The organism is Marinobacter litoralis, assembly GCF_003336705.1.
Taxonomy (GTDB): domain Bacteria; phylum Pseudomonadota; class Gammaproteobacteria; order Pseudomonadales; family Oleiphilaceae; genus Marinobacter; species Marinobacter litoralis.
Window position 1 is genome coordinate 70,851 of record NZ_QMDL01000002.1, and the last position, 25,090, is coordinate 95,940.

General features: G+C 53.9%; 23 protein-coding genes and 2 riboswitches. Of the genes, 3 read left to right on the forward strand and 20 right to left on the reverse strand.

The annotated features are described in order from the left end of the window. Positions 1 to 25: 25 nt before the first annotated feature. The 4 genes from DOQ08_RS05775 to DOQ08_RS05790 all read right to left on the reverse strand — a co-directional run bounded on the left by DOQ08_RS05775 (position 26) and on the right by DOQ08_RS05790 (position 4,861). Positions 26 to 535 carry a shikimate kinase gene (locus DOQ08_RS05775; RefSeq protein WP_114333969.1) on the reverse strand — a complete coding sequence of 170 codons (510 nt, stop codon included), beginning with the start codon at positions 533 to 535 and terminating at the stop codon, positions 26 to 28. Further along, positions 535 to 1,758, reverse strand: a complete 1,224-nt coding sequence (gene sstT / locus DOQ08_RS05780) for a serine/threonine transporter SstT (protein WP_114333970.1) — start codon at positions 1,756 to 1,758, stop codon at positions 535 to 537. The genes DOQ08_RS05775 and sstT overlap by 1 nt, the downstream gene beginning before the upstream one ends. Before the next feature lie 268 nt (positions 1,759 to 2,026). Next, positions 2,027 to 2,869, reverse strand: a complete 843-nt coding sequence (locus DOQ08_RS05785; RefSeq protein WP_114333971.1) for a sterol desaturase family protein — start codon at positions 2,867 to 2,869, stop codon at positions 2,027 to 2,029. Between the two features lie 105 nt (positions 2,870 to 2,974). After that, positions 2,975 to 4,861 carry a monovalent cation:proton antiporter-2 (CPA2) family protein gene (locus tag DOQ08_RS05790; RefSeq protein ID WP_114333972.1) on the reverse strand — a complete coding sequence of 629 codons (1,887 nt, stop codon included), beginning with the start codon at positions 4,859 to 4,861 and terminating at the stop codon, positions 2,975 to 2,977. A 269-nt stretch (positions 4,862 to 5,130) separates the two neighbouring features. Between DOQ08_RS05790 and DOQ08_RS05795 the strand changes: the two genes are divergently transcribed. After that, positions 5,131 to 6,069, forward strand: coding sequence for a sensor domain-containing diguanylate cyclase (locus DOQ08_RS05795; protein ID WP_114333973.1), 939 nt, complete (start codon positions 5,131 to 5,133; stop codon positions 6,067 to 6,069). Between the two features lie 22 nt (positions 6,070 to 6,091). On the opposite strand, the gene DOQ08_RS05800 is transcribed toward DOQ08_RS05795, so the two are convergent. Then, positions 6,092 to 8,575 carry a neutral/alkaline non-lysosomal ceramidase N-terminal domain-containing protein gene (locus tag DOQ08_RS05800; protein ID WP_114333974.1) on the reverse strand — a complete coding sequence of 828 codons (2,484 nt, stop codon included), beginning with the start codon at positions 8,573 to 8,575 and terminating at the stop codon, positions 6,092 to 6,094. A 36-nt stretch (positions 8,576 to 8,611) separates the two neighbouring features. Then, positions 8,612 to 9,919: a YncE family protein gene (locus tag DOQ08_RS05805; RefSeq protein WP_206074799.1), complete on the reverse strand. Its 1,308-nt coding sequence runs from the start codon at positions 9,917 to 9,919 to the stop codon at positions 8,612 to 8,614. Positions 9,920 to 10,181: 262 nt separating this feature from the next. Between DOQ08_RS05805 and DOQ08_RS05810 the strand changes: the two genes are divergently transcribed. Both DOQ08_RS05810 and DOQ08_RS05815 read left to right on the forward strand, forming a co-directional pair. Beyond that, positions 10,182 to 10,634, forward strand: coding sequence for an MgtC/SapB family protein (locus DOQ08_RS05810; RefSeq protein ID WP_114333975.1), 453 nt, complete (start codon positions 10,182 to 10,184; stop codon positions 10,632 to 10,634). A gap of 38 nt (positions 10,635 to 10,672) precedes the next feature. Beyond that, positions 10,673 to 11,365: a haloacid dehalogenase type II gene (locus DOQ08_RS05815; RefSeq protein ID WP_114333976.1), complete on the forward strand. Its 693-nt coding sequence runs from the start codon at positions 10,673 to 10,675 to the stop codon at positions 11,363 to 11,365. A gap of 78 nt (positions 11,366 to 11,443) precedes the next feature. On the opposite strand, the gene DOQ08_RS05820 is transcribed toward DOQ08_RS05815, so the two are convergent. The 14 genes from DOQ08_RS05820 to DOQ08_RS05885 form a co-directional block, all read right to left on the reverse strand. Then, a complete protein-coding gene (locus tag DOQ08_RS05820; protein WP_114333977.1) occupies positions 11,444 to 12,028 on the reverse strand; it encodes a HupE/UreJ family protein in 585 nt (194 codons plus the stop codon). Between the two features lie 72 nt (positions 12,029 to 12,100). Beyond that, positions 12,101 to 12,739 (reverse strand): urease accessory protein UreG, encoded by a 639-nt coding sequence (gene ureG, locus DOQ08_RS05825; protein WP_114333978.1) that lies wholly within the window; start codon positions 12,737 to 12,739, stop codon positions 12,101 to 12,103. A 31-nt stretch (positions 12,740 to 12,770) separates the two neighbouring features. Continuing rightward, on the reverse strand, positions 12,771 to 13,478 hold the full coding sequence (locus tag DOQ08_RS05830) for an urease accessory protein UreF (protein ID WP_114333979.1): 708 nt from the start codon (positions 13,476 to 13,478) through the stop codon (positions 12,771 to 12,773). Then, on the reverse strand, positions 13,468 to 13,998 hold the full coding sequence (ureE, locus tag DOQ08_RS05835) for an urease accessory protein UreE (protein WP_114333980.1): 531 nt from the start codon (positions 13,996 to 13,998) through the stop codon (positions 13,468 to 13,470). The genes DOQ08_RS05830 and ureE overlap by 11 nt, the downstream gene beginning before the upstream one ends. Positions 13,999 to 14,019: 21 nt before the next feature. Continuing rightward, positions 14,020 to 15,723, reverse strand: a complete 1,704-nt coding sequence (ureC, locus tag DOQ08_RS05840; RefSeq protein ID WP_114333981.1) for an urease subunit alpha — start codon at positions 15,721 to 15,723, stop codon at positions 14,020 to 14,022. Continuing rightward, entirely contained in the window at positions 15,720 to 16,061 is a 342-nt protein-coding gene (locus DOQ08_RS05845) for an urease subunit beta (RefSeq protein ID WP_114333982.1), read from the reverse strand. Before DOQ08_RS05845 ends, ureC begins: the two co-directional genes overlap by 4 nt. Before the next feature lie 11 nt (positions 16,062 to 16,072). Further along, positions 16,073 to 16,375, reverse strand: coding sequence for an urease subunit gamma (gene ureA / locus DOQ08_RS05850; RefSeq protein WP_114333983.1), 303 nt, complete (start codon positions 16,373 to 16,375; stop codon positions 16,073 to 16,075). A gap of 100 nt (positions 16,376 to 16,475) precedes the next feature. Continuing rightward, positions 16,476 to 17,384, reverse strand: a complete 909-nt coding sequence (locus DOQ08_RS05855) for an urease accessory protein UreD (RefSeq protein ID WP_114333984.1) — start codon at positions 17,382 to 17,384, stop codon at positions 16,476 to 16,478. A gap of 432 nt (positions 17,385 to 17,816) precedes the next feature. Continuing rightward, positions 17,817 to 18,986: a metallophosphoesterase gene (locus DOQ08_RS05860; RefSeq protein WP_114333985.1), complete on the reverse strand. Its 1,170-nt coding sequence runs from the start codon at positions 18,984 to 18,986 to the stop codon at positions 17,817 to 17,819. Then, a complete protein-coding gene (locus tag DOQ08_RS05865) occupies positions 18,983 to 20,731 on the reverse strand; it encodes an alkaline phosphatase D family protein (protein ID WP_114333986.1) in 1,749 nt (582 codons plus the stop codon). Before DOQ08_RS05865 ends, DOQ08_RS05860 begins: the two co-directional genes overlap by 4 nt. A 170-nt stretch (positions 20,732 to 20,901) precedes the next feature. Next, a complete protein-coding gene (locus DOQ08_RS05870) occupies positions 20,902 to 21,519 on the reverse strand; it encodes a trimeric intracellular cation channel family protein (RefSeq protein WP_114333987.1) in 618 nt (205 codons plus the stop codon). A 22-nt stretch (positions 21,520 to 21,541) separates the two neighbouring features. Further along, positions 21,542 to 21,640: riboswitch (glycine riboswitch) on the reverse strand. Continuing rightward, a riboswitch (glycine riboswitch) is annotated at positions 21,641 to 21,727 on the reverse strand. A gap of 59 nt (positions 21,728 to 21,786) precedes the next feature. After that, positions 21,787 to 23,400, reverse strand: a complete 1,614-nt coding sequence (locus tag DOQ08_RS05875; protein WP_114333988.1) for a methyl-accepting chemotaxis protein — start codon at positions 23,398 to 23,400, stop codon at positions 21,787 to 21,789. Positions 23,401 to 23,477: 77 nt separating this feature from the next. After that, positions 23,478 to 24,314, reverse strand: coding sequence for a lysophospholipid acyltransferase family protein (locus DOQ08_RS05880; RefSeq protein WP_114333989.1), 837 nt, complete (start codon positions 24,312 to 24,314; stop codon positions 23,478 to 23,480). Beyond that, entirely contained in the window at positions 24,311 to 25,069 is a 759-nt protein-coding gene (locus tag DOQ08_RS05885) for a GNAT family N-acetyltransferase (RefSeq protein ID WP_114333990.1), read from the reverse strand. Before DOQ08_RS05885 ends, DOQ08_RS05880 begins: the two co-directional genes overlap by 4 nt. Between the last annotated feature and the right edge of the window lie 21 nt (positions 25,070 to 25,090).

Genomic DNA, 25,090 nt, shown 5'->3' on the forward strand with positions numbered 1-25,090 from the left:
AGAGAAATCCGACAATCTATGCGTTTCAGGCTCCAAGCCCTGTGATCACAGCCTCGCAAACCTGATCCTGATTCATACCTTCGCCCTGAATCGTCAAATCGGCATACTGTGTGTACAGCGCAAAACGCTCATCGAACAGGTCCGACAACGATTGATCAGGGCGCCGGGAAATCCCCCGAAGGCTGTAGTCTCCAATGCGCTCGATAACGCATTGGAGAGGGATATCCAGAAACACCACCGTACCATTGGTTTTAAGGTGTTTCATGGCTTCTGCACTATAAACCGCGCTGCCGCCGGTGCTGATGACCTGCCCCTGCACGTCGAGCCCGAGCAGCACTTGCTCCTCAATCTGGCGCAGTGCCACGTAGCCATCCTGATCGACAATGTCCTGCAGTGTACGCTCCGCTTCTTGCTGAATCAGCAGATCGGTATCCACAAACCCGAGCCCAAGGCGCTTGGCAACTAATACGCCCACCGTGCTCTTGCCGCTGCCGGGCATTCCGATAAACACAAGATTTCGAGTATCCGCCACCATCACTTACCTTTTGCTTCAGCGGCACGGCTGGCAGTTGCGGTAAACAATACGTCTGTTGATGAGTTCAATGCGGTTTCCGTGGAGTCTTGCACCACGCTGATCACAAAGCCAATCGCCACTGCTTGCATGGCCACTTCGGTTGGAATTCCGAACAGGCTGGTCGCCAGTGGGATCAACAGCAACGAACCACCGGCCACACCCGATACGCCACAAGCAGCCAGCGCAGAGACCACACACAGCAGCAACGCTGTCGGGAAATCCACCGGAATGCCCAGAGTGTTTACCACCGCCAAGGTGATCACCGAGATTGTAATCGCAGCACCCGCCATGTTGATGGTTGCACCCAGCGGTATTGAAATCGCGTAGGTGTCTGCGTCCAGCTTCAGGCGCTCACTAAGTTCAAGGTTAACCGGAATATTCGCAGCAGAGCTACGGGTGAAGAACGCGGTGATGGCGCTGCCGCGCAGGCAAGCGAAAACCAACGGATACGGGTTCTGCCGCAATTTGAAAAATACGATCAACGGGTTGGTCACCAGCGCCACAAACAACATGCAGCCAACGATGACCGAAAGCAGCTGACCAAAACCCAACAACGCACCAATGCCGGCGGTGGCCAAAGTATTCGCCACAAGACCAAAAATACCCAGCGGCGCCAGGCTAATAATCATGCGTACAACACCGGAGACGGCGTCGGACATATCCGTAAGGACATTCCGGGTCGCCTCACTGGAGTGGCGTAACATTAACCCCAGAGCAATGGCCCAAGCGAGAATGGCAATAAAATTAGCATCCATCAGAGCGGTTACCGGGTTGGTAACGGCACTCAAAACCAGATTATGTAGAATCTCGATAATACTACCTGGCGGATTACCGCTGACTTCCGGAATATCCAGAACCAGTTCCGTCGGGAAAGCAAAACTGGCCGCTACAGCCACCAGCGCTGCGACCAAAGTGCCTACTCCGTATAACACGATCACATCCCGAATGTTCGTGGGCTGACCTTTCTGGTGACCTGAAATTGCGGTCATCACCAGCACGAACACCAAAATCGGTGCAACTGCCTTCAAAGCTTTAATGAATAACTGGCCTAGCAATGAGAAAGACTGGGCCATTTCTGGCAGGAAAATCGCGAGAATAACACCAGCAACAATGCCGATGGCGATCTGAGTAATCAGACCCAGCTGGAGAAGCGGGCGAAACATACTGGAAAGCTGAGCGGACATAACAAGCTCCTGTTGAGTGTTCGAATACGGGCGCACTCCCCGGCACTCATGCGCCACCGGAACAACTGTCACCCAGAAAACAAAAAGGCAGATCAGCCTGTTACTGATCTGCCCTTTTATGTGATCGCGGGCGTATCGCTTCTTTTAGAGTAAGAACGCGTACCCACGTCTGCTCCGCCTCGCGGCGAAACTTTTCTGTATATCCATATAATGCGCGAATTATTCCAGACCTGACCGCCAGAGGCAACGACCCTTGTTTGCACAAACGTTAGCGGACTACCTTACTCGACTGTTTTTCAAAGGTCTCTCGCTGGGCAATTTCTTCAGCAATTAATCCGTCTCTCTTGGCCTTCAAGTATCTCAGGTAAGCGGGTATATAGGTTTTACCCATGTACTTGTCGAGATAGGGCAAAAATCCGGCGTAATTGCCTTTAAATTTGGCGTGATGAAAATCGTGGTACACCGGGCCTTCGTAGACAGGCAGAAAATGCACCGGATTCCACGGAATATCGTAACCAATATGGCCATCCGCGCCTTCAATTTGCCGAATAATCACCCACAGCCAGATCACATAAATATGTGCGCCCACCAGAATCGGGCCAATAAGCGTCACCATCGCCGTCAGCGAAAATTCCAGCCAATGCATGTAATTGCCATTGATACCGCAGGTATTCCGAACCCGGTGATGGACGCTATGAACGTGACGGAGCAACCACTTGTTCTCATGCATGTAGCGGTGCATCCAGTAATACAAAAAGTCATCCAACAGCACGAAGAACACTAACTGCGCGACAATAACGTACCACGCAGGTAATTCATTGTTATGAACACCGGTGAGTTTCAGTAACGGCCAGGTCAGCACCAAAAATGCAGCAACAATGAGGTTGTTGATCAGAATGCGCCCGATGGAAGGCAGGAAATATTTCTTAACTTCGAAGGGCTTTTGCTGAATTTTATATTTGCGCAGAGATGCTGGATCTATCCACGCGACGATTGTCCATGGCAATGCAACGGTCAAGAACGCCACCATGCTGATCGCCAGCGTTGCCATGGGAAACTGCCAGAACCAGGGGTCGTTATAAAACTCGCCCCACAAACTGAATATGTCCATATATCTTCTACCCCGCTCGCACCACGCAAGGCCCTTTTATCATTGTTTTAATATGGTTTTCCGATAAGCACCGACTTACGTCTTTATCGCAATTGACCATAGCACTTATTGTGCTTTTGGGGGCGTCCAAACTGGGACATCTTCCGGTTTAGGCTCTTCCCATTCGCGATCCATCGCATTGTTCAATGCCCCTTCCAGCTTCATAAACAACTCGCCATACCGTGGACTGAAGTGAATGCCCTCTTCAATCTCTTTCCAGGCCTCGAACAATTCGTCTTCATGGGCGCGTTCGTTATCCACGAAGGTCCATGTCATCTGCCTTGCCCGCAGAGGATGCACGCCCATGGCGGTAAGCGCATGGCTACCGAGCTCGAGCGCCGAATAATAGGTTTCGCTAACAACATCATCTGCACCGGCCGCCCGCAGCTGATAGCCATGGCCGCGATCGAATGCCCGGGCCAACACCCAGACACTGGGGAAGAACTTCTTCACATGCTCCACCATCGTGACGGTACGCTCACGATCATCAATCGCTACCACCAGCAAGCGCGCTTTCGCGATGCCGGATTTTTCCAACAAATCGGGGCGGCTGGCATCTCCAAAGAAGCTCTTGATATTGATCTGACGAACGTTTTCAATCTGTTCCAGCTCGTGATCAAGCACTACGATGGGCACATTGTTGGCCCGCAGCAACCGGCACACGATCTGGCCAAAACGCCCCACTCCGGCCACGATAACCGGAGCTTCTTCATCAATCGTATCGGCTTCGGGCTCATCGCTTTGAGAGCGCCGGTAACGAGGCAATACCATGTAGTCGTATGCGATAAATAATAGCGGAGTAAGGAACATGGACAGCGCAACGACGAGAGACAAAATCTGGGAAATATCCTGAGGGATCACGCTGTTTTGCACGCTGTAGGTAAGCAGTACGAAACCAAATTCACCTGCTTGGGCCAAACCCAGAGTGAACAGCCAGCCGTTACTGCTGCGGATGCCGAACAACTGCGCAAGCGCCAATAGCACTAACGCCTTGCCGACGATCACCGCTAATCCAAGCGACAACACCGTACCCCATTCAGCGGCCAATACGTCGAAATTGATGCCGGCGCCAACGGTGATGAAGAACAACCCCAGTAACAGCCCTTTGAACGGCTCAATGTTTGCCTCCAGCTCATGCCGGAACTCGCTGTTCGCCAACACCACACCGGCAAGAAAAGCCCCTAAGGCAGGCGACAAGTTCACCAAGCTCATTAAAGCGGCAATGCCAATAACCAACATCAATGCGGTTGCCGTGAATACTTCGCGCAGCCCGGACTGAACCACGTATCGAAACAGTGGTCTGCTCAGGTAATAGCCCCCTACGATAACAGCGCCGACGGCCCCCACCACAACCAAGGCGTGTGCCCAACCCGGCAGATGCTCAACCAGGCTCAGGCCCGATTCTGCATGGGATGAAGAATCCCCCCCACCCATGAGGCTCGGTAACGCTAGCAGGGGAATCAATGCCAGCATCGGAATAACGGCTATATCCTGAAACAGCAGAACCGAAAACGTGTTGCGACCGCCCTCTGTTTTCGACAACCCTTTTTCATCCAGGGTTTGCAGCACAATTGCAGTCGATGACAGCGCGAAAATGAGGCCAATGGTTAAGGCCGTTTGCCAGACAACCCCCAACCACCAAGCTATTGCCATGCCGGCCATAGCCGTTAACAATACCTGCAAACCACCCAGCCCCAGCAAACGCACTTTCATTGCCCAGAGTGCTTTAGGGTCAATTTCCATCCCGATCAGAAACAGCATCATCACCACGCCGAACTCAGCGAAATGCTGAATGGTGGTCGTTTCCTGCCCTACAAGCCCCAACACGGGACCGATCACCACACCGGCCACCAGGTAACCAAGCACTGAACCCAGTCCTAGCCGCTTTGCGAAGGGCACGGCAATCACTGCCGCCAAGAGATAGATAAACGCCTGAATGAAATAAGAGGTCATTGGTTAACAGTCACCAAGTTATGGTTTTAATAAACGACTAAAACGTCCCATAGTCATAAAATCTAGCATATTCCCCCACATAAAAACTCAATAAACCAGAGCCTTAGAGGCCTCTTTTTGGTTCAACTCCCGATGCTCTGCATTGAAAATATCGCTTTCAGCTTCAACGTACTCATCGCTTTCATAGAAATGAATAGGATTTCAGTCATTCACAATATATACTTCAACAATACACATATGTAAGATTCCGCGAACGGGTCCAGCTGCTCATGACAGCCAACGATAACGCGCCGCTCACCACAACATCCGATCACTTATTGCCTTTTATCGAATCGTTGCCAGATGCAGTGGTTATTGTTGATCAGAACCATAAAATCATGCTTGCGAATGCACTCGCAGGCCGCATGTTTGGCTTTGCTGTTGATGACCTTAAAGGGTCTGATTTAAGCACGATCATTCCGATGCCCCTTCGGAATGCCCACCGCAAGCATGTTAACGGTTACTTCGAAAAACCGGTTCTACGCCCTATGGGCGAAGAAAAACGTTTTTCCGGCGTTCGGTCCAACGGTCAAGAAGTTCCAGTTGATATCATGATCAACATCATTGTTCTGGACGGGGCAAAAGTTGCGATGGCACTGGTCAGAGACGTCACCTACCAGCGGGAGCTGGAAGCGCGGCTGACGTTAGAGTCTTTAACCGACGAAATGACCGGTTTCTATAATCGAAAACACTTCAAAACCCAGCTGAACGCTCAGCTTTCGGGCTACGTTCGCTGGGGGCTGCCCACATCGGTCATCATGTTCGATTTTGACCACTTCAAAAAAATTAACGATCAATATGGCCATGCAGCGGGCGATTTAGTGCTCACCACCATCGCGAAAATGGTTCGGCAGGAGCTCCGGCCTCTCGATGTAGGCTGCCGCATTGGTGGAGAAGAGTTTGCAATAATTCTGCCAAACGCGAATCTGGAAGATGCTGAAACGCTGGCTGAGCGCATACGCAAATTGATAGAACAAAAAGAATTCAAACTCGATGAGGTTAGTTTCCGGGCCACCGCTACTATGGGAGTAGCAACGTTTCTGCCGACCGACACCTCATACGATTCGTTGATGAGGAGAGCCGATAACGTTCTGTATGTGGGCAAAGCCGCAGGACGTAACCGTACAGTTACGCAAAACGCTCTGCAGTCCACCGACTTTACCGGCTAACCCTCATCAATATTTAAATAAGCTATGGGCAAGCTCCACTTTTACCCGCCACTTCAACCACCCCACTGACACCTTCCCAGGCACCACCTGGCTTCGCCACCCCTTTGGTTCTCAAACGATAAGTACCGGGTTCCAGATTACGTGGCAAGTGCCAGTGCACCGACGCTTCCGATGCGCCGGTATAAGGCAGTTCCATAGTGAACGCAGGCAAGAACCGCGGGTGCCAGGTATACAACAGGTTTGGCGAACGATCTGTCGCTACGACTTGCCAATTGCCATCCTCATTGAGTCGTTCGGCATAGGCATAACTGTCGTTCAGCATCAGATCGTTACGTGGATGACTGGCCTGAAACCGGGCGTAGATTTCATCGCCAGGCGCCGCCACGGCCGGCACATCCTCAAGCACCGTTCCGAAAGCCTGTTCGCCGGGGCTATCACTCGGAATATAGGGAAGCCTACGCAATACAGGTTTCACCTGCGGCAGATCTGGCCTAACAGGCAAAACGGTGCCCTGGACTATGGACTCCGCAAGTTTTCTGAGTTCTTGGCTAACGGCCGCCAGGCTCCATGGGCCAAACGCCGTTGACGCGCCCTCATACTGCTGACTGGCGTACTCTTCTCGTGTGGTCAGGTAATGGATATAGCCATTCACAAGACCCGCAATGACCACCGTATCAACACCCACCGGCGCCAGCTCTTCCAGCACCATATCCCGTAAACGCCGGGCAGCCATAGTGGTGACTTCCCAAGGCAAACCCACCAATGCCAAGTTACCAAGCTGAAATATCTGCAAGGGATGCACCGCTGGTTCAAAATTTGACGTCAAACCTAGCAACCCCGTTACCTTGTTCGGTAACCCTCCGGCAATTTCGCCCAGATTCGTTGGAAGCAAGATAGGCTTTTCAGCATGACAGCCCAGCCCTAACAACGGCAGATGCTGCACGTTGCACAACAGAAGGTCACTGACCACCTGTAACGGCATAGCCATGTCGGTCAAACCCGCAAAGTCGGCGGCGGCGCTTTTAAGCAGATCCGGCGAAGTAGTGCAGGTAAGACCTTCCTGACTGATCGGCCCGGGCCCATCTTCCGCGCCGGCCGGAAAGGAAACCCCAAGCGCTGCATTACAGGTTTGTTTACTGGCCACATCCAGTTCCGGCGGATGCTCTAGCCGGGAAAGGATCTTCGGGTCTGTGACGGAGACTTTGTTCATCTGCACGTGCAGCAGCCGATAATCCACACCACCGGTTAATGGCTGGCCCTCTTGCCAAAGCTCCAGCGCCCGAGCCAGTTGCTTAGTGCCGGAGATAGCATTGGAATCCATCGGCGTTTCGCCGCCACCTCGGCGAGGGTCCGGATGCGGAAACTCATTGATGAAAATATTCGGGGAAGCATCACCCTCATCCGCTTGAGCAAACGCCGCTACGAAGCTGTCTTTACCCGGGTCTGCCCGATATTCCGTTGCCATGATTTCCTCGAAACCCAGCGAGGCAAAACCTTTGACATCGGAGCTGACGTAAGGAACTTCCGGCCCCATCACCGTCGGATGCACACCAAACCAGTTAATCACACCAACCGGGCTGCCACTCTTACGGCGCAGATTGAGTTGCACCATGGTTTTGGCAACATCCACTTCCTCGCCACGGACATTCACGTACTGCTGGCGTTCCTGCTCCGGGTTCATCGCGTAAGCCGGGCGCGAACGGTTGATGTTGGTGTTCAACAACTCGCCTACGGCCATTTCGATCGGTGCCGTCTGGTCATTGGCTTCGATATTTCGATGCGCTCGATCGATGGCATCCACAATGCCATTGACAATGGTTTTATAGACCAGAGAATCGAACCCTAAGTGCAACGCGTTACCGGCTTCGTGGTGCGCATACCCGGCGGGGCCGTTGTGGGTATGCGTGGCGGACAGCATGAGGTTCTCAGCCGTGTATTTGGCGGCCAGCTCAGAATCTTTTGTCAAAGCTTCAAGTACACCATTACGAATAGAGCCCCACATTAAGCCGATGTCGGCCGACACAAACATCACTCGTTTGCCATTACAGGGCGACTCTATGGCGAACGCCCGGGCATATTGGCGCTGATGCAAACCATGCATCACCTGCCCGGTATCTTCCCAGCCCGCGCCGCTTTTCAGAGCAACGGGGCCGGTAATGTCTGACAACCCACTGCCAAACCGGAATTCCTGATTGGTGGCGCACGCCCCGATGGCGTCTTGGGCCATAACCTGCGCGGCCGTGGCTTCAGAATTCGTCACCGAAGGCGCATCCATGCCCTTGCCGATGTCTCGCAACGGGCTGTCGATCACACACTGTGCCAGTTCAGGTTTTGCGAAAAATGCCTCGCTTGGCCCAACATCAACCGATGATTCTGGCTCAGTCGGAGTCGTCGCTGGAGAGGCGTCTTCGGAGCTGCTTTGATCGCCCCCGCAAGCCATTAAAGCCACACTGACAAGGGCCACACCCAAGTAACGAGATGCGTAACGGACTTTATAGTTGTTCATGGAACTTCCTGTAAATTGTTACCAGTGCTTCGAGGTTCAGAACGGTGTGGTCCAGCCATCAGGCACACTACCTTCACGGATACGCTGCGGATGGTCACCAACATCGACTCGAACCACTTCCTCGGCTCGCTCAATGTTGATCACCGACATCTGATCGGTGCCACTCCAGGACACAAAGCAGTTCTCGCCCGACGCGTCGCGGGTGATCCAGTAAGGCTTCTCACCCAGGCCTTCCAACAATTCATATTCAAAGGTTTCGCGATCAACGATGGCCACGTAGTCACTCATGGTGCCGGCAACGCACAGTTTTTCGTCGCCACCGCCCATGGAGATGCCGTGATGTGCGGAGTCATTTACGTAAAGCTCGACCGGTAAGTTGGGAACCCGGTTGGGAAGGTGCGCGACTCGGGTAATTTTGTCGTTTTCCATATCGTATTCGACAAATCCATGAAAGAACGAAAGCTGGAAATAGAAGAACTTTTCATCCTCGGTGTGCGCCATGGGGCGAATGGCCGGACTCATGTCGGGGTAGCCCGCATCCGCCAGTTTCTCACTGATATCGAAGCTTTTAATATCTTCCCAAGTCTCCGTATCCACTACTTTAAAGATGCGCTCGCCTTTTATGTTCTTAAGTGCCCCGCGGTCGGCCGCGGTGAACACATGCCCGATACTGGCGTGGTAAATCTTCTTGCCGTCCTTCGAGTACACGTTTTCATGAGGGGAGTTACCGGTTGGAAAACGGGCTTTTTCTTCGCCGGTCCACACATCCAGAATGTGCACAACCTTGCCCGTTGAAGCAGAGACAGCCACCTCTGTGCCATCCGGAGACAACGCCATGTGGTCAGAGCGAATACCGTCAACCTCAAACCGCCAGACGATGTCGTTTGAGGCAATATCAATGGCGACCACATCCGCAAAGCTCGGCCTGGAAACAATCAACAACTCCCCGTTGCGGGTGCTGTACATGTCATCGACGTATTGGTTATGCCCCTCCCCGATCAACAGTGCGATGCCATGAAAAGCAGCCAGCTTGATCGGGTTAAGCCAAATTTCCCGCATCCGCTCGTCTTTGTCCGGAATGCCGTTGATGCGGCCGATCTTTACGTAGCTTTCGCCGTCAATGACATCGATAACTCCGTCCCAGTTGCTGCCAACGAATACCACAGGGTTGGCGCCATCCTCGACGGGAACAGTCACTGAAGGTTCACTCTCGGGCTCGGTTTGTACCGTGGAACTCTGGGGCTCTGCGGAGCCATTACTTTCACCCGCACTGTCGTTTTCACCCATGCAGCCGGCGAGTATCAGTGCCATGAAAAGCGGTGTTAGAGGGGCAGTTAAGCGCATTGTAAGGGCTCCGTGTTTTTTATCTTTTGTTGTTTTATGCCGACACGACAGAAAACGTGATAGTCCGTCGCATTGCATTATGAGTACGTCGTCACATTTTCGCCTATGGCAGAAATGACGCGGCCACCGGCAGAAACGTCAATTCGGCCAACGAACGGCATTTAGACGCACTCCAAGGCCTTGAAAGCACACCCCAAACGTTTCAAACCGGAACTGCTATTCTTTCCAAGATGTACCCATCTTTTCGTTTCCGGAGACGACTATGGACGAGAGCGAAATTTCTCTGCTGGATATGACCATTCGCCTGCTTTCGGCCGCAGGGCTTGCATTCTTACTTGGCCTTGAACGAGAACTGCGAGGCAAGCCTGCAGGGCTGCGATCTCACATGCTGGTGTCTTTAGGGGCTTCTGCTTTCATCATGATGGGAATGCACATTCTGCTAGCAACCGCGGAAGGCGACCCTTCCGCCCGGATAGACCCCACTCGCATCGTAGAAGGGGTGGTGGGCGGCATTGGCTTTTTGGGGGCTGGCTGCATCATACAAAGCCGCGGCAATGTTCAGGGCATCACCACAGGCGCCTCCATCTGGATTGCAGGGGCCATTGGGGTGGCATGCGGGCTAGGCACCATAGTACTGGCAGCCTTGCTGACAGGCTTTGCTCTGGTTACGGTGGTTGTTTTGGGCCGTTTTGAACGTGAAGTTATCGAGGACTGAGCGCCCCCACATTCGCTTTGCCAGAACGAGGATGCCGCATGACCAGCAAGAAGTCCGCACCGATCATCGTATTCGATGTTAATGAAACCCTTCTCGACATTACCACCCTCGAACCCTTGTTTGAGCGCATGTTTGGGGACTCAGGCATTCTCCGGGAGTGGTTCGCACAGCTGGTGCTCTACTCCCAAACGATGACGTTGTCCGGCATTTATACACCCTTCAACAAACTGGGCGCAGCGGCTCTGCAAATGACCGCCTCGATTCACCAAAAAACGTGCAGCAGTAATGATGTTGAAGAATTAGGGGCACGAATGCGCAACATGCCAGCCCACCCGGATGTCGTCCCTGCTCTCACCCGCTTGAAAGATGCCGGGTTCCGGCTGGTCACGCTGACCAACTCCCCCGGCTCTGCTGCACCAACCCCGCTGGATGAAGCCGGATTAAGCCAGTTCTTTGAACGTACTTTCAGCGTTGAAGCAACGAGCAAGTTCAAGCCCGCCCCGGAAACCTATCAACACGTAGCACAAGAACTCTCGGTTCAGACGTCAGATCTGTGCCTGGTCGCCTGCCACCTTTGGGACACCATAGGTGCACAGGCGGCTGGCTGCCAAGGCGCTTTTCTCACTCGTCCTCACAATGCATTTTTACCCGCGCCCGGCGTTCCGCATCCTGACTTTATGGCATCAGACCTAACTGAATTGGCTGATCAAATCATTAACAACGCACTCTAAAGGCCTGTTGCCCTATAGCAAAAAAGCCGCACGGAGTTCATGCGGCTTTTCAGTTCGTTTGCGGGTTCGGTGTAAAGGTCAGCCAGCGGCTAACACGCCACCAACCACTGCGACCACCCCACCCAAGGCCCGGGTTACCCGGTTATCGGCGCGGAGCATCAACTCACCCAGACGGCGACCAACGAAGGTGATCGCCAAAGTGGCAACCACGAAACCGGCCATGTAAGAGAACAAACTGGCACCGGCAGTCATTTCAGCACCGTGAGCATATCCGTGAGTGATCATAAACAGAGTCACCAGCGTGCCACCAACAACGGTAGGCAGTTTCGCCATGGTTGCAATCAGCACGCCCGCCAGCAGAACCGACATCGCGATACCAGTTTCCACACCGGCCAGGCTCAACCCGCCCCAAGCCAGAGCTGCGCCGAGGACCATGCCACCGACAACAAACAGGGGCGCGCCGTTTTTCATCGCCGTGTTCTGACGAATGCTCCAGAAGCCAATAGCGGCCATAGCCAGCAAGTGATCAATGCCTAACATAGGGTGCAGCAATCCACTGAGGAAATCACTGTGGGTGTGCACACCGTGGCCGGGGTGTGCTGCAGCTACTGTAGCGGTCAACATCAGGCCAACGGTCATCAGCAACTTAGTCATTCTGTTCATGGTGTTCTCCATCTTTTCTTAGTATTTATCTCGGTTTGAATTAATGCGGTTTTCTTAACTCTTGGCGTTTGCTTAGGCACTGGCACTCAGTTTTTCAGGCCGACGCTCGGGCAGCATCCCCTGCTTCAAAATGAAGCTGATGATCTCCTCCAGGCCAACACCGTCGTATAGATTTGCGAACACGAACGGCCGCTCGCCACGCATTTTCTTGGAGTCGCGCTCCATCACATCCAGCGAAGCATGCACATATTCGGCAATGTCGATCTTGTTAATGATCAGCAGGTCCGACTTAGTGATACCGGGCCCGCCCTTACGGGGAATTTTGTCGCCCGCTGAAACGTCAATAACGTACAGGGTCAGATCCGAAAGCTCCGGGCTAAAGGTGGCCGAGAGGTTGTCACCACCAGATTCCACCAACACCAGCTCTAGGCCAGGGTGACGGGCTTGTAGGTCATCAATCGCCGCCAGGTTCATGGACGCGTCTTCGCGGATGGCCGTGTGCGGGCAACCCCCGGTTTCCACACCAAGAATGCGATCTGCCGGCAGCGCTTCGTGCTTCAACAGGAAGTCCGCATCTTCGCGAGTGTATATGTCGTTGGTGACCACAGCGATGTTGTAATGGTCTTTCAGCGCCTTGCATAGCTGGCGCAACAAGGCGGTTTTTCCTGAACCCACAGGACCACCAACCCCTACACGTAAACAATGAGTCATTGCAAAGTTCCTTCTGTTAATTCGAAGCCTCTTAGCTTCGGAACAATCTTGAATATTGGGTTTCGTGCTGAGCACTTCCCAGCGCCAACCCGGGCAAAATCGGCCCCAATTCCTGGTCGCTTCGCGCCAGTGCGGTTTCAACTGCCGCCACCAGTTTGGGGCGCAGCTGCTCATTCAGGCGCTGCGCGGCAGTGTGCCCCAGCGGCATGGCCTTACAGGCCACTGCCAACTGGTTTTCCAGCCAACCCCAGGCAAAGCCGAGCAAGGCTTGACGCACCGGCACCTGTCGCTGATGTGCCGCCCAGGCAAACACGGTGACGTAACCCGGCTCAGCCGGTAGCTGGGCATCCCCTTCTTCGGGACTTGGCTGCAGCGCCAGACTTGTGAGCAGGCGTTTCAACGCCAACCCAAGCCGAATGTCCTCATCGCTGAGCTCGGCGGTTTCACGATTGGCGTGAAGCCAATCGTTCCAGAAAGCCAAACCTTCGCTATCGGCGCTGGCCCAGCACTGCTGCAAGCGCGCTAACACTGGCAACTCGCAGCGACTCAAACCATCGTCGAGAACACCTTCCAGCCATTCACCCAATTCTTTTTCATTGCGAACCCAGCCCAGCTCAAAGGCACTTTCGAGGCCCTGTGACCAAGCAAAAGCACCAATGGGCAGCGCCGGGCTGATCAACTGCATCAATCCCAACAACGCCAAGTCACTGGCCTCGGCGTGTTGGCGGTCAGTGCGCATGGCTATGGCCATCTGAGTGACTGTGCCCATGGTCATGGTCATGGGAATGAGCATGACTGTGCGCATGTTCCCGCCCGGCGTGCGCATAGGCGCCCGACTCTGGGTCAAACGGTGCCTCGTGGTGGCTAAGGCTGGCACCCAATAATTCAGCCAGCTCTTCCAACACATGATCCGGCGGGAAGCGCACCCAATGCCGGCCATCGTCGTCAGCGCCAATGGCTAGCGACACATGGCGGTTTCCCAGGTGGTAACACAATCGGGCCAAGGGCAGGCCGTTGCTGATATAGGCGGTGGTCACCGGCTCCGCCGCAGCGCATACCCGGATCACCTCGCCAGTTCGGGCCTGTAGCAGGTCGCCGTGGCGCAAAACCGGCCCCCGATCCAGAAACAGGCCAACATCCTGACCGTTATCGGTCACCGCTTTCAGGCGACCACGAATTCGCAGCTCGTAAGGTAACGTCAGCGTGTCCATTGCGCTTACGTCAGGGCTGCTGTCCATTCTCTTAATCAATTCAAGCATGTACTTTTCCTTCCAAGCCTCTCAGAACAAGTGATAGCGCTGCGCCAACGGTACTTCCGAAAGCGGTGCACAGGTCAGCAACACACCATCGGCGTGTACTTCGTAGGTTTGGGGGTCTACCGTCAGTTTCGGGCAGGCCTCGTTCAGTTTCATGTCGTTCTTCCGCACCTGTCGGACGTTTTTCACTGCGACCAGAGGGCTCTTCAGGCCCAACTTCTCTTCCAGACCGGTATTTATGGCCGCTTGGCTGACAAACGTCATTCTCGTCGCTGCGGCGGCTCGACCATAGGCGCCAAACATACGGCGATAATGCACCGGCTGTGGCGTGGAAATGGAGCCGTTAGGATCGCCCATGGCCGCTCCCGCGATCATTCCGCCCTTAACTACGAGCTCCGGTTTGACCCCAAAGAACGCGGGCCGCCACAGCACCAGATCAGCCAGCTTACCGATCTCGATCGAGCCGACTTCGTGGCCGACACCGTGGGTAATCGCAGGGTTGATGGTGTACTTGGCGACATAGCGCTTCGCCCGGAAGTTATCCGCGCCCCGCTCTTGATCTTCAGGCAGCAACCCTCGCTGCACACGCATCTTATGAGCGGTCTGCCAGGTACGGCACACCACTTCTCCAATTCGACCCATGGCCTGGGAGTCCGAGGAGATCATCGAAATCACCCCCATGTCGTGCAAGATGTCTTCGGCGGCGATGGTTTCGCGGCGAATGCGAGAGTCTGCAAAGGCCACATCTTCCGGAATGTTGGGATCCAAGTGGTGGCACACCATCAACATGTCCAGATGCTCATCAACCGTGTTGATGGTGTAGGGCCGCGTCGGATTGGTGGACGACGGCAACACATTGGGCAACGCACAAGCGGTGATGATATCGGGTGCGTGGCCGCCACCGGCGCCTTCGGTGTGATAAGTGTGAATACACCGATCCTTAAAGGCCGCCAAAGTATCTTCCACAAAGCCGGATTCATTCAGGCTGTCGGCATGAATGGCGATCTGGATGTCATAACGGTCGGCCACATCCAGCGCGTTGCTGATGGACGCCGGCGCGGCGCCCCAGTCTTCGTGAATTTTCAGACTCATGGCGCCAGCCTTGACCTGCTGTTCCAGCGCTTCCGGCTGACTGCAACTGCCTTTGCCGAGAAAACCAATGTTGATCGGCAAATCGTCCACGGCCTGCATCATCTTGCCAATATGCCAAGGTCCTGGAGTATGCGTGGTCGCGGTGGAGCCGGTCGCCGGACCTGTGCCGCCGCCAATCATAGTAGTCAGACCACTCATCAGCGCCTCGTCGACTTGCTGAGGGCAGATGTAGTGCACGTGCGTGTCGACGCCGCCAGCAGTCAAAATTCGGTTTTCTCCGGCGATAATTTCGGTACCGGCTCCAATCACAATATCTACATCTGGCTGGGTATCCGGATTACCAGCCTTGCCTATCGCGGCAATGCGACCACTTTTAAGGCCAACATCGGCTTTTACGATGCCCCACCAGTCCAAAATGATGACGTTGGTGATCACAGTATCCATTACAGCATCGTCGCAACGCTGGCTCTGGCCCATGCCATCCCGAATGACCTTGCCGCCACCAAACATGACCTCTTCACCGTAGTGGGTGTGGTCGTGTTCGATTTCGATCCACAATTCTGTATCGCCCAATCGAATGCGGTCACCGGTTGTCGGGCCGTACATATCTGAATAGGCTTGTCGGGAAATCTTCATGGGCGCGCTCCCCCTTTATCGTTCTGATCCAATACCCCCATCACCTCTCCCCGGAAACCGTATATGCGGCGCAGACCGGAATACGGGATCAAAGGCACTTTTCGGGTTTGGCCCGGTTCAAACCGAATCGCCGTACCTGCGGCAATCGCAAGGCGATGGCCGTAAGCCTGCTCTCGATCAAAACGAAGCGCCGGATTCGTCTCGGCGAAATGATAGTGAGAGCCTACCTGCACAGGCCGGTCGCCCGTATTGGCAACCTCGACACTGATTATTGAATCGGCGCGGTCCACGCACAGTTCGATATCGCCGCTTTGGAGTTGATATTCCCCTGGAATCATGACGAGCCTCCTTAAACAATCGGATTGTGAACGGTGACCAGCTTGGTTCCGTCCGGAAAGGTTGCCTCGACTTGCACGTCTTGAATCATCTCGGGCACACCATCCATGACATCGTCACGGGTTAGAATTTCCCGGCCGGCACTCATCATATCCGCCACGGTCCGGCCCTCTCGGGCTCCCTCCATAATCGCGCAGCTAATCAACGCGACCGATTCGGGATAATTCAATTTGAGCCCTTTCGCCTTTCGGCGTTCAGCCAGCAACCCGGCGGTAAACAGCAGTAACTTATCTTTATCTCTGGGTGTTAATTCCATCGCTAACTCCATCGTCATCGATGTTTTGTTATGAAACCTGTGCGTGTAATCAACACAGGCGGTGGGTCGTCGCCAAAGTCAGCGCTCTGGCGCAAACGTGTCAGGTAAGCCAAATTCGCGGAATTGTGGCCTCGTGTCCGGTCAGGCGTGGGCGCAGAACAGCTCGCGCTTGCAGGAAGAGGTCCCAGGCTTCGTTTCGATCCATGCCAAGGTAACGAAGCAGCAATACACCGCGACGGAAGGTAACTGCCCAGCGTTCGTTTGCCGGCAGGTATTCGCGCAAAGCAGACACTGCCTCAGCGGGATCGGCCAATCCTATCGCCCAGAAGGTCGCGTGTACGGTGGCTCCGCCCTGCCCCCATTTACCGGCGAACCGGCGGTGGCTTGGATCTAACGATTGGCGCTCGATCCACAAAGGCCGCCCGCCCTGGGATACGTGAAAACGCTGTTCGAGATGCCCGGTTGCGAAAGGTAAGTCGCTCGCAGGCCGGCCCAGGCCAAGAATTTCCCACCCCAGGCACTTGGCGTTGTCTTCCAGCTCGATCAAAAAGGTTTGCTCACCGCGAGATCCGTCAAAGGCAAGGGTTTCCTGGGGCAACCACTCCAGGATGGCTTGGCTTGCAACTTTCAGGTGAGTGGTCTGAGTCCAGGCAACACCATTGCTGTCGGCCCGGTAAAGTTTGTTGGCGGCTGGCGTCGTCAGCAGGGCATGTGCACCTGAGGCTACCGTAACGTCAATGTTGAGAGCATCGCCGCTGACCAGTCCGCCGGGCGGATGCAAGAGGTAAACATGGCAGCATCCATCGCGACCTTCAGGGTAAAACGGCCGCTGAACACGAAGGGGGCCGTAATGGTGAGATTTATTCATTCTGGTGATACTGCGATCACCGTCCGAGTAGGCACCAAAGCCCAAAGTCAGAGAGGCTGCCCAATGGCGATTTGCATCAAAACGATGCCCGGAATCCGAGGCTGCCCGTTGTTGAACAGGCATAAAGGGTAGAGTCGTCATGCGATCGTGTACCTTTGTAATAGCCCAGCGCAGGATCTTCCGCGGATTCCACAGCAGACTTTCCTGGCAGACAGGGCTATATGCTGAAGATAGCAGAAAGATCTCGAACGTCCACGCGCACGGGTACGGTCAGATTGACGGAACCGGCTTGTCAGCCGCCGTTGGTAATCAGCTTGCGGGTACTGCTTGATTTGAAAAGTGCAAAACTGATGCAGATTACTTGGCTTACAGAATCAGGGCGGAGACGAACGTCTCTGGGTGTGTATGCCGACTTGAGGAACTCAAAGGCCTAAAAAAGACTTTCACGAACCACCAGCTATGCCCTGACCGGATTATACTCTTTAGGAATTTTTATAGTCAACAAAATTATAGCAAAATTGCCAAAATTTTCCGTTAGGTGACCGGACAAACACCCCGCCACCTAACGGAACCTCACGCTGGCTCAAACTCCTGTATCGAAACAGGCTTATTCTCTTCACGAGAGTAGCCCAAACGAAACTCGCCAGTCTCCTCATTAACGAGGTAAAACTCCAACAGCATGCGCTCTTCGGTCAGGTGAACCCACACAAAGCCCAGCTCATTCTCAGCCTGGTAATAGGTTGGATTGCGCTCCGGGTCTTGGAATTTATCGGTTTTACCACCAGCGCCCGAAACAAGAATGTGCGCAGGCCCCATGCTGTCTACCGGCTTTATCCACTGCATCGAGTGATCGTGACCGGTGACCAACATATCCACCTTGTCGCTAAACGCCTCTTCGAGGAATAACTTATAGCGCTGACCATCAGCATCCGGGTTAGTAAAGATCTGCCGCATTCCTTCATCGAGATTACCGGCGTTACCATGCTTTCCGTTCGAAAGGTAAGGCACATGACTCATCGCAATCTTCCAATGGGCCCGGCTTTCCTTAACCGACTCCTTCATCCATAACTGCTGAGGATAGCCATAGTTTTGCCAATTGAAGCGTTCGTCATGATCGGTATAAAAGCTGGTCAACGGGTTGGAATCCACCACAAACAGGTCGAGAAACGGTTTTTCCTGCGCAAGCTGCCCGAACGACTCCTTATAAAAACGTGCCGGCATGCGCCACTTTGTGGAATATTTTTTATCGCTGTAGTGATAATCCACCTGATAATCACCACGCTGGTTATCGGAACCACCACCGAATATGGTGCTGGCACAATCGTGATTGCCCAGACACATGTAGAAAGGCACATCCAGATTCTGATACGGGTACTCAAAGCTCTCCAAGAATCCGTTGTCATCGACTGATGTGACGCCATCTTCGTAGATGTTGTCTCCGGCACCGAGTACGAAATCACAACCTTGGGCTTCGATAATTTGCCGCATAGCCTCGGCCACGTGATACTGGCCGATATTGCCGGTACCCATATCCCCGATAGCAATAAAACTCAGCGACTCCGTTTTCGTTACCCCTTCGGAGGCAACAGGTGGTGCGTCCGTTCCGGGGCTCCCCTTTGGCGGATCATTAGGCAAATCATCTCCACCATCGGAACCGCCTTGCCCTCCACATGCGGCCAAAGCGGTAACACTGGCTCCACCAATCAGCAGCTGGCGCAAAAAAGTGCGGCGATCATTACTCATGCCGTAGCCTCCTCTTGTACGTTACTTTCTGGTGCTAACGGCGGCGCATTGCGCTTCGGCGCGCAGGGCACCCTGCTAGACTGAACGTGATTTTCACCACTGGCGGTATACCAACCCATCGCAAAATGCTCTTGGTTACTGGGCTCAGACACGGTTTCCAGATGGAACCAATCGGCTTGACACCGCTCTGGCGTGACATCAAGCACCATGTAGCCACGGTGGTAAAAATCGAGCCACTTGATGTGCGGGTTTGCCGGAATCAGATAAGCCTTCGCCAAATCCGAGATTTCTTTAGTGGGCGCGCCCGGTGAGCTTACAGCCGGCGTAACAAACTCAACCGCCAAGGAACCTTCACCGGTGAACCGGTTATAGGCGAACACATTGCCGGGATCGAGGCTTACATCCATCGCCCACGACGAATGAATATCTCCCGTCAACACCACCGTATTATCCAGGCTCATCGCTTCAATACGCCCTAACAAAGCACGGCGACTGGCTTCATAGCCATCCCATTGGTCGTAATTCACTTGCGCACCACCGCCCAAATCCAGATTGGGCATATCGGGCAAAGCGCCCAACGTTAGCGGAGACAACATCACTTGCTGGCCCAGCAAATGCCACTGGGCACCCCGGGTTTGAGAATGCTCCAACTGTTCGAACAACCACGTCTGCTGGTCATCGCCCAGCAGAGAGCGGTTTCGGTCACGGGCCGTGACCGGGGAATCGGTTTGCTGATCGCGGCCGATCAGACGGGTATCCAGCATCATCAGCGAAGCAAGCTGGCCAAACTCAAACGACCGGTAGATACGAACCTGCCGGTCCGGAAGCACCGGCCTTATCGGCATCCATTCGTAGTAGGCCTGCACCGCAGCCCGCTTACGATCTGCATAGCTGCCCTCGCCCTCATTATGGTTCTCGGCTCCTCCAGACCATGCGTCGTTCGTGATTTCATGATCATCCCACACGCAAATAAACGGGTGCTGGCGATGGCACTCCTGAAGATCCTCATCGGTGCGGTTTAACGCATATCGGCGCCGATAATCAGACAGGGTGATGATTTCGTGAGGAGGATCTAGCGGGCGAAGTTTTTCAACCTCGGGGTCGCCGTATTCACCTGGGGCGTATTCGTAGATGTAGTCGCCCAGGAACAGAACGGCGTCCAGGTCACGGCGAAATGCCACTTTGCGATACGCGTTAAAGAATCCGTACGCATAATTTGCGCAGGCCATGACAGCCAGACGCACATGCTCAACAGACTCATGAGCGTGTGCCGTTGTTTTGGTTCGCCCTATCGGTGAGAAATAGCCCAACGACTCAAACTGATAGAACCAAGTAGTATCTGCTTCAGGAAGCATAGCGTCGATTTTGACGGTGTAGTCGGCTTGTGAGCGCGCATAACCAACGCCTTCGTATACGACATCATTAAGTTCAGGATCCCGGGAGACACGGACAATAACCGGTACTTCATCCAGCCCGTCAGCCGTAATCCGGGTCCACAAAATCACCTGTCGGGCCAAGGGATCGCCGCTTGCGACGCCGTGCCGAAACGGTGAAGGACCACCCCACTCCGGCATCGTCGGCTTTACGAAACCTTGCCCTCCAGCGCCGTCAGAGGCACCGTTATTACCGTTAGGAGGCGCTGCAACAATACCAGTTCCGCCAGACCCCGCCCCGTTACAAGCAGACAAAGCCACCAACGATACGCCAGCAGCCCCGCCTTTCACCAAAAAATCCCTGCGCTTCATCAAATACTCCTCGATGATTTCGATGGGTCGCAAGCATGACCCGATTATGTGTCAGCTTTATGACTCGAGCGCGGGTAATGTGAACTTATGTCACGTTTTTAGAAATGGTAATGGAGACGAAGACAGAAGCCGATTAGGCCAATTGCGTCGAACAGTCACAACTGATGAAGCTACTCCCAGCTCGCCTGCGAATAACTGAACACCGGCAGCGATACACGCCAACGAATAGCGACCATGCGCATCAAAAGACCAACGCTGAAAGCGGCAAGCAATGTAATGTTCTCGCTCACACCTTCATGAACTAACAGCAAATAGAGTATCGCGACAACCAAGGAGACACTGGCATAGAGTTCATGGCACAAAACCTGAGGCGTACGATTGCACATGATGTCACGAATAATACCGCCGAAAATTCCCGTGGTAATTCCAGCCATCACGACAACAACGGTGTCATACCCCAACCTCAGTGCAACATTACAGCCGATCACAGTGAAGGCCACGAGACCAATGGCATCCAGAACGAGAAAAAGCTGGTTGAGGTGCCGCATGAAACGCGCGAGTAAAACCGTCACGAGGCCAGCGGTAATGGTTGTGTAGATATAGCGGGGATGCTGGGTCCAGGTCACCGGAAAGTTACCCAGAAGAATGTCTCGAACTGTGCCACCGCCCAAGGCAGTAAAAAAAGCAATCACAGCCACTCCGAACAAGTCCATATTCCTCCGGCCCGCGGCAAGGGCGCCGGACATAGCTTCAGCGGTAATGGCAATCAGATAGATAGAGGTCAACATACAGGGCTCCTGCATTTCTGTCGCCTCTCCCCCTGTCCCTGATACCTGAGAGTTTACAGAACCCGGTTCTGCTTGCCCCTTCGGTGGACTGCCTTGGCAGCCTCTCTCCAGACGGCTTTGAATGGTGCCCGCAGTACATGTGCCTGAGCGTTTATGGGAGGTTGCGCCTTCGGCGGGGCTTACAAGCCTACTCTCCTGCGGAGCGCGGCATTATAAATAGACACCGGCAAGACGTCGAGCAACTCAGAAGGCAACCGGTATTTGCGCTCAGGCTTCTCGGACATGAAAACGAGCAATCAAGGTTCTTAATGATTCGGACTGTTCGCGTAGCTGCTCACTAACCGCCTTAGTGCTCCCAATATGTTGCTGAAGTGACTCGGAACTTTCACCCAGCGCAGTCGCTCGCCGTCCCACACGACCTATCTCATCACGCTGAACGACAATCGCTTCGTCAACCTCACTTGTAAAATGATTCAGCTCGTCAAAGGTCTTTTTGAGTACCAGAAGGTGATTTTTTAGTATTCCCAACGTTTCCCGGTTGGAGTTTCCCGCCTCACGGGTAGCGCCCAGCAATCCATGAGCGCCATCAACCTGACCAATCAACTCGGTAACCCATTGCCGCACCTGAGTCGTGGATTCGCCCGTTCGGCGGGACAGATTACGAACTTCATCTGCAACAACAGCGAAGCCCCTTCCGTGCTCCCCGGCACGAGCAGCCTCAATGGCAGCGTTCAAAGCCAGCAAATTTGTCTGCTCGGCGATGTCAGCAATCACACCAATAACGTTCTCGATTTTTTCGCTGGATCCACGAAGCGCTTCGATGGCACCTACCACTCGGTTAATCACCTCAACTGCATGTTCAGCGGCCTGCTCGCTCTCCCGCAGCAGGGCCTGAACATCCAGATTGCCCTTGACGGCATCCGAAACCTGAGCCCGGGAAAACTCGGCGGAGCGCTCAATCTGACCAGCACTCTCCGTGATAGCGCCCATCGATGACACCACATCATGGATTTGCCGGTTGTTATGTTCTGAAGCAGCCTGAACGGAATCAGCCTGCGCATCCAAATTGCCAGACCGCTGTTGCAAGGCGGCAGCTGCGTCGGTGACGTCCTCTACAAACACGGAAAACTTGGCTATCAACCCATTGATAGCCAGCGCAACTGCCGCTACCTCGTCGCGACCCGAAATTGGAAGTGGCTTGGAAAGGTCTGACGTTGCCTCCATGATCCTGAGGCGCTCCACGATCAACTGAAGCCTCGTCGTTACCGTCCGACGGAGCCAATAGGTTAGAAGCAAGGCGCCGAGCAAAACAAAGAGCGAACCGGCGAGTAGCAAATACTGTCTCTGTTCGAGAAACTCGATCAAGGTTACTGCACCTGCATGAGCCTGCCGACGACCCACCGATCGTTGGCCATTTATTTCTGCCAGCATAGGATCAATCGCTTGGTGCAGTTGAAAATCGACAACTTTCCCGGCGGAATAGTAACTCCGTTCATCAATAGGTTGTTTCAGCGCCTCCAGAAGATCCAAAACCACCTGATGTGCCGCCGTGTTCTCCTCTGCCCAGCTCTGCAAGCGAGGGTTATCAAGCGCAGACTGCCATTGCGATCTTACGGCGCCGGAAGTTTCCTCGAACTTTTCGTTGATCTCATTCCACAATAAAAGCTGAGCTTTTATTTTGTAGGCTAGGTCTTTGAGTTGACGATGGCTACGATCAAGATCCGTCAGCAACCACACATCCGACATTTGCTCCCGCACGAGGCGGTCCGTTGACTTTTGAGCCTCCCCCACCACTGACACAGAAAGCCATGCCAGACCAGAAAGCGCAATCAAACAAAACCCGGAAAACACCACCAATCGTTGACGGACCGTAAGACTCATAGCGTGAACTGCCTTTCGAAATGTTCATGACGAGCCTAGAGAGCATTGATGACAGTTTTGCTACAAAGCGCCTGAATCTAACCGGGTTCAGTAGCACTTTCGTTGTTATTCAGAGGGGTACGATGAGACCCCGTGCGCTCATGTTCTTCACGCAAAGTCACCAAACCTTGGCTAACTTGCCGGTGGAGCATTTGGGCTAAGTCGGCCGGATTGTCATTGGCGGAAACTGCTACCGGTGGGTGGTACAAAACATCCATTCGCACCGCAGGCTTTTTTAGCAGGCGGCATAGGTGCGAAACAAAATCATCGTCACCCGTGAAAGGCACCAACCAGTCGGGCTGCCCATTTCGGTGGTAAGAAATCGTTATCGCCTGCACTCGGCACTTAGCTTCGATTGCCACCCCGAGCATGTGCGGGTGAAATCGTTTCACGCTTTCACCGGTGGTTGTTGTGCCTTCAGGAAATACCACCACTGAACTCCCGTCCTCCAGTGCCGACACCAGTGTTTGTCGTACCTGAGCGGAATCCCCTGCCCCCCTTTGCACAAAAATCGTACCGATTTCACGCGCAATCCAGCCAATTAGGGGCCAGGAGGCCACCTCTCGCTTGGCTAAAAATCGTAAAGGAAGGCCCGCCGCCAGAATGGGAATGTCGGTCCAAGAAACATGATTGCACACACGCAAGGCCGGGCCTTCCATCGCCAAACCGTGAGTCTGAATGCGCATGCCCAATAACCGGCATAAACCAGCAGAATACCTATTCACCAGACCGGTTCGGTCGATTCGTTGCCGGCTACAAATTTCGATAATTCGAACCAAACCGAGCGTTGCCATACTGAGCGACAAAAAGACTACAAACGCACTCAGGCGGGTGAAGAACCGAACACTCTCGACAATCCGCTGTAGTTTGCTCAAGCGATCTTGGCCTCTAGGTTGTAGCGCCGCGCATAACGGGCGGCCAGGTTATCCACTTTCAACAGCACCAGTAGATCCGCACAACGGAAAGCCGGGTCCCAGCAGGGATCACCACACACCTCGGCACCCAAACGCATATAGCTTCGGATCAGCGGCGGAATCACGACTTTGTCTGTTTGTGTGTTCTGGCTGGCAAGATGCGGCAATGTACGCTTAGGCGTAACTCGGAAGTCCTCTGCTGCAAGGTACTTCTGTTGAACCTGCTGGGTTACTCGCCAAGCCCTGTATCCGCCATCAAGCATACTGATGCTGGCGCAGCCCAGCAGATAATCTATGCCTTCCTGAACCAAATACCGCGCCACCTCGGTCCACAGCATGCTTAGTGCCGCTCCCGAGCGGAAATCGCTACGAATACAGGTTCGGCCTAGCTCTGCAAATGCGCCGCGATTCCGTTTCAGACGATCAAGATTGAATTCTTCTTCTGAATAGAAGCCACCAATTTTTTCAGCCACTTCACCGTGCAGAAGCCGCGTGGTTGCCACCACCTCGCCGTTTTGGTTCATTACCACGAAGTGTTCGCACCAAGGGTCAAAACGATCTTCGTCAATACCGGTATCCGTCTTCAGATCAGCGCCATATTCGCTGGAGAATACCTCATACCTTAGCTGTTGGGCCGCAATAATTTGGGCCGGCTCCTTTGCTACACAGGAGGTAAGCTTTCGGCCGCTGCTGGATGCTCTGGACTGACTCTGCATTCGTTAACCCCTTCCAATGGC